4 protein-coding genes are annotated in these 4572 nt (G+C 74.2%); all 4 read left to right on the top strand.

The features are described from left to right. A partial coding sequence (locus ABZ281_RS39070; RefSeq protein ID WP_356662749.1) for an L-aspartate oxidase occupies positions 1 to 1445 on the top strand: 1445 nt, incomplete at its 5' end. Between the two features lie 5 nt (positions 1446 to 1450). Further along, positions 1451 to 2425 carry a carboxylating nicotinate-nucleotide diphosphorylase gene (nadC, locus tag ABZ281_RS39075; RefSeq protein WP_356662750.1) on the top strand — a complete coding sequence of 325 codons (975 nt, stop codon included), beginning with the start codon at positions 1451 to 1453 and terminating at the stop codon, positions 2423 to 2425. A 15-nt stretch (positions 2426 to 2440) separates the two neighbouring features. Beyond that, positions 2441 to 3238, top strand: a complete 798-nt coding sequence (locus ABZ281_RS39080; protein WP_031110806.1) for a type III pantothenate kinase — start codon at positions 2441 to 2443, stop codon at positions 3236 to 3238. 616 nt (positions 3239 to 3854) lie between these two features. Further along, positions 3855 to 4487: a hypothetical protein gene (locus ABZ281_RS39085; RefSeq protein ID WP_356662751.1), complete on the top strand. Its 633-nt coding sequence runs from the start codon at positions 3855 to 3857 to the stop codon at positions 4485 to 4487. Positions 4488 to 4572: the final 85 nt, after the last annotated feature.

Raw genomic sequence — 4572 nt, forward strand, 5'->3', positions numbered from 1 at the left:
GCGACGAGGACGCCGTCCGCCTCCTCGTCACCGAGGGCCCCGACGCGGTACGCCGCCTCATCGAGACCGGCGCCCGGTTCGACGAGTCCGCCGGGGGCGAGCTGGAACTGACCCGCGAGGGCGGCCACCACCGCCGCCGCATCGCGCACGCCGGCGGTGACGCCACCGGCGCCGAGATCTCCCGCGCCCTGGTCGAGGCCGTCCGCGCGCGGGGCATGCGCACCGTCGAGAACGCGCTCGTCCTGGACCTCCTCACGGACGCCGAGGGCCGCACCGCCGGTGTCACCCTGCACGTCATGGGGGAGGGCCAGCACGACGGCGTCGGGGCCGTCCACGCCCCCGCGGTGGTCCTCGCGACCGGCGGCATGGGCCAGGTCTTCTCCGCCACCACCAACCCGTCGGTGTCGACGGGCGACGGGGTGGCGCTCGCGCTCCGGGCGGGCGCGGAGGTCAGCGACCTGGAGTTCGTCCAGTTCCACCCGACCGTGCTGTTCCTCGGCCCGGACGCGGAGGGCCAGCAGCCCCTGGTCTCCGAGGCCGTGCGCGGCGAGGGCGCCCACCTGATCGACGCCGACGGCGTCCGCTTCATGGTCGGACAGCACGAACTCGCCGAACTCGCCCCCCGCGACATCGTCGCCAAGGGCATCACGCGCCGCATGCAGGAGCAGGACGCCGAGCACATGTACCTCGACGCCCGGCACTTCGGCGCCGAGATGTGGGAGCACCGCTTCCCGACGATCCTGGCCGCCTGCCGCGCCCACGGCATCGACCCGGTCACGGACCCCGTCCCGGTCGCCCCGGCCGCGCACTACGCCTCCGGCGGCGTCCGCACCGACTCCCACGGCCGTACGACCGTCCCCGGCCTGTACGCGTGCGGCGAGGTCGCCTGCACCGGGGTGCACGGCGCCAACCGGCTGGCGTCCAACTCCCTGCTCGAAGGCCTCGTCTACGCCGAGCGCATCGCGGCCGACATCGCGGCGAACGGCGTGCGCGCGCGCGTGCCCCAGCCGGCCCCTCACCCCGAGATCCCCGAGCATCCGCTGCAGACCCCGCAGGCCCGCTTCACGATCCAGCGGATCATGACGGGCGGGGCGGGCGTCCTGCGCTCGGCCGGCTCCCTCGCCAAGGCCGCCGACCAGCTCCAGCGCCTGCACACCGACGCCCGCGAGGCCCTGGCCGAGAACGGCGAGACGGCCGAGGCCGGCGTCGACACCTGGGAGGCCACCAACCTCCTGTGCGTGGCCCGCGTCCTGGTCGCCGCCGCCCTGCTGCGCGAGGAGACCCGGGGCTGCCACTGGCGCGAGGACCGCCCCGAGCGCGACGACGCGGCCTGGCGCCGCCACATCGTCGTGACCCTGAACCCGGACCGCACGCTGGCCGTGCACACCACGGACACCACACACTTCCCTACGACCCTCCCGCCCCAGGCCCCCCAGGAGCAGTGACCGACGTGAGCACCCCCGACCTTCCCCTCGCCTCCTCCGGAGGCTGCGGAGACGGCTGCGCCTGCGGCGCGGACGACGAGGTATACCTGGAGTGCGGCCTTGACCCCGCACTCGCCCAGCTCCTGGCCGACGCCGGCCTCGACCCCGTCGAGGTCGAGGACATCGCCAACGTGGCCCTCCAGGAGGACCTGGCCCACGGCGTGGACGTGACGACGGTGGCGACCATTCCCGAGGACGCGGTGGCCACGGCGGACTTCACCGCCCGCGAGGCGGGCACCGTGGCCGGTCTGCGCGTCGCCGAGGCGGTCATCTCGGTGGTCTGCGAGGAGGAGCTCGAGATCGAGCGCCACGCGGAGGACGGCGACCGCGTGGAAGCGGGCCAGATGCTCCTCTCCGTGACCACCCGCACCCGCGACCTCCTCACGGCCGAGCGCAGCGCGCTGAACATCCTGTGCCGCCTGTCGGGCGTCGCGACGGCCACGCGCGCGTGGGCGGACGCACTCGACGGGACCAAGGCGAAGGTCCGCGACACCCGCAAGACCACCCCCGGCCTGCGCAGCCTCGAAAAGTACGCGGTCCGCTGCGGCGGGGGCGTCAACCACCGCATGTCCCTCTCGGACGCGGCCCTGGTCAAGGACAACCACGTGGTCGCCGCGGGCGGCGTCGCCCAGGCCTTCCAGGCGGTCCGCGAGCACTTCCCGGAGGTCCCCATCGAGGTCGAGGTCGACACCCTGCACCAGCTCCGCGAGGTCCTGGACGCCGGCGCGGACCTGATCCTGCTGGACAACTTCACGCCGGGCGAGTGCGCGGAGGCGGTCGCGATCGTCCAGGGCCGTGCCGCCCTGGAGGCCTCGGGCCGCCTCACCCTCGGCAACGCCAAGGCGTACGCCGACACCGGCGTCGACTACCTCGCCGTCGGAGCCCTCACCCACTCCTCGCCGATCCTGGACATCGGCCTGGACCTGCGGCCGGCGGAGTAGGGGCGGGTACGGGTCATGCTGCTGACGATCGACGTAGGAAACACCCACACCGTCCTCGGCCTGTTCGACGGCGACGAGATCGTCGAACACTGGCGCATCTCCACGGACGCGCGCCGCACCGCGGACGAACTGGCCGTCCTCCTCCAGGGCCTGATGGGCATGCACCCGCTCCTCGGCGACGAGCTGGGCGACGGCATCGACGGCATCGCCATCTGCGCCACCGTCCCCTCGGTCCTGCACGAGCTCCGCGAGGTGACGCGCCGCTACTACGGCGACGTGCCCGCCATCCTCGTCGAACCGGGCGTCAAGACGGGCGTGCCGATCCTCATGGACAACCCCAAGGAGGTCGGCGCCGACCGCATCATCAACGCGGTCGCGGCGGTCGAGCTCTACGGCGGCCCCGCCATCGTCGTCGACTTCGGCACGGCGACGACGTTCGACGCGGTCAGCGCGCGAGGCGAGTACGTCGGAGGGGTGATCTCACCCGGCATCGAGATCTCGGTGGAGGCCCTGGGCGTCCGCGGCGCCCAGCTCCGCAAGATCGAGGTGGCCCGGCCCCGCAGCGTCATCGGCAAGAACACGGTCGAGGCGATGCAGTCGGGTGTCATCTACGGTTTCGCCGGCCAGGTCGACGGCGTGGTCAACCGCATGGCCCGCGAACTGTCGGAGGACCCGGACGACGTCACGGTCATCGCGACGGGCGGCCTCGCGCCGATGGTCCTGGGCGAGTCGTCGGTGATCGACGAACACGAGCCCTGGCTGACGCTGATCGGACTGCGGCTGGTCTACGAGCGGAACGTGTCGCGCATGTGAGCCTGGTCCCGGGCGGTCGCCGCCGAGGCAGGGTGGGTGCGCGACTCGGCGCGGCGAGGTGCCACCGCGCCCACCCGCACCGCCCCACCGGCACGACCGCCCGCGGCCACGGCCGTGCCCCCTTCCGGCGCGGCTGTCCTCGGCGGCGTCGTGGCTGTGCCCCCTGCTGGCGCGACTGCCTGCGGCTGCGTGGGTGAGCGCCCTCCTGTCACGGCTGGCCGCGGCTGCGCCGTGGCTGTGCGCCGTTCCGCACGTGGCCGCCTGCGGGCGCGTGGACGTGCGTCCTTCTGGCGCCGCCGGCAGCGGCTGCATGGATGTGCCCCGTTCCGGCATGGCTGGCCGTGGCTACATGAGACGTGTGCCCTTCCGGCGCGGCTGCCCCCAGCTACGTGGACCCGCCCTTCCCGGCACGGCTGCCCGCGGCTGCCTCCATCTGCGCTCCGGTCGCGACGCCGGGGGTCACTCGGGGGCAGGTGCTCACTCCGGTCCGACCGCCGGAGGCATCCGTCCCGCCCACCCGAGTGGTCCCCCACGCCACACCCGCCCCCTATGTGAGATTTGTCTGATTAGCGCGTATCGTCGCCGCATGCCCACGCCATACGGATCCCGCGGCGGCATGGCGTTCGGCGTGGAGGAGCTGCGTGTGCTCCGCCGCGCTCTCGCCCTCGCCCTAGACCCCACCCCCGCCTCGGCCGACGACGTCCAGGACTGTCTCCGCCTCGCAGAGTCACTCGACGAGGCACTGCGGGAGGGGGCCAGGCTGCGCGCCTTCCTCGTGGCCGACCTGGGCCGGTACCGCGCCGCCCTCCCCGGAACCGCCGCCGGCTACCTCGCCCTCCTGGACGAGGCGCTGGGCGCCGGCTACCGCCCTCTGCCCGACGACCTCGCCGCCCTCCGCGCCCTGCGCGGCAACCCCGCCGCGGCGGCCCTCCTGGATCGCTGCGCGGTCACCGCCATGACCCCCGCCCCTCTCCACGTGGCCGCTGTTCCCGGCTCCCGCACCCGCCTCCTGGCCATTCCCGGAGGCCGCTGCGCCTCCGTCGGCACAGCCGCCGAGGACGGCCCGGAGAAGCAGCCCGAGAAGAAACCCGCCCGCAAGCCGCCGGCCCCCAAGCCCGCCCCGGCCCCGGCGCCCGGCCCGGCCACCCCGAAGCCCTCCCGTCCGATCCCCACCCCGGGCGAGGTCTTCCCGCGCCGCAAGCCGGCCCCGCCGCCCCCGGCGAACCCCCAGCAGCTCGCCGCGGGCTGACGTGGCTACCCTGGATCCATGGACTATGTCTCCGCGCTCCTGCCCCCGGCCGTCATGGCCGTCTTCTTCATCGGCGTGATCCGGG

The organism is Streptomyces sp. NPDC006265 (assembly GCF_040613555.1).
In the GTDB taxonomy this organism is placed as follows: domain Bacteria; phylum Actinomycetota; class Actinomycetes; order Streptomycetales; family Streptomycetaceae; genus Streptomyces.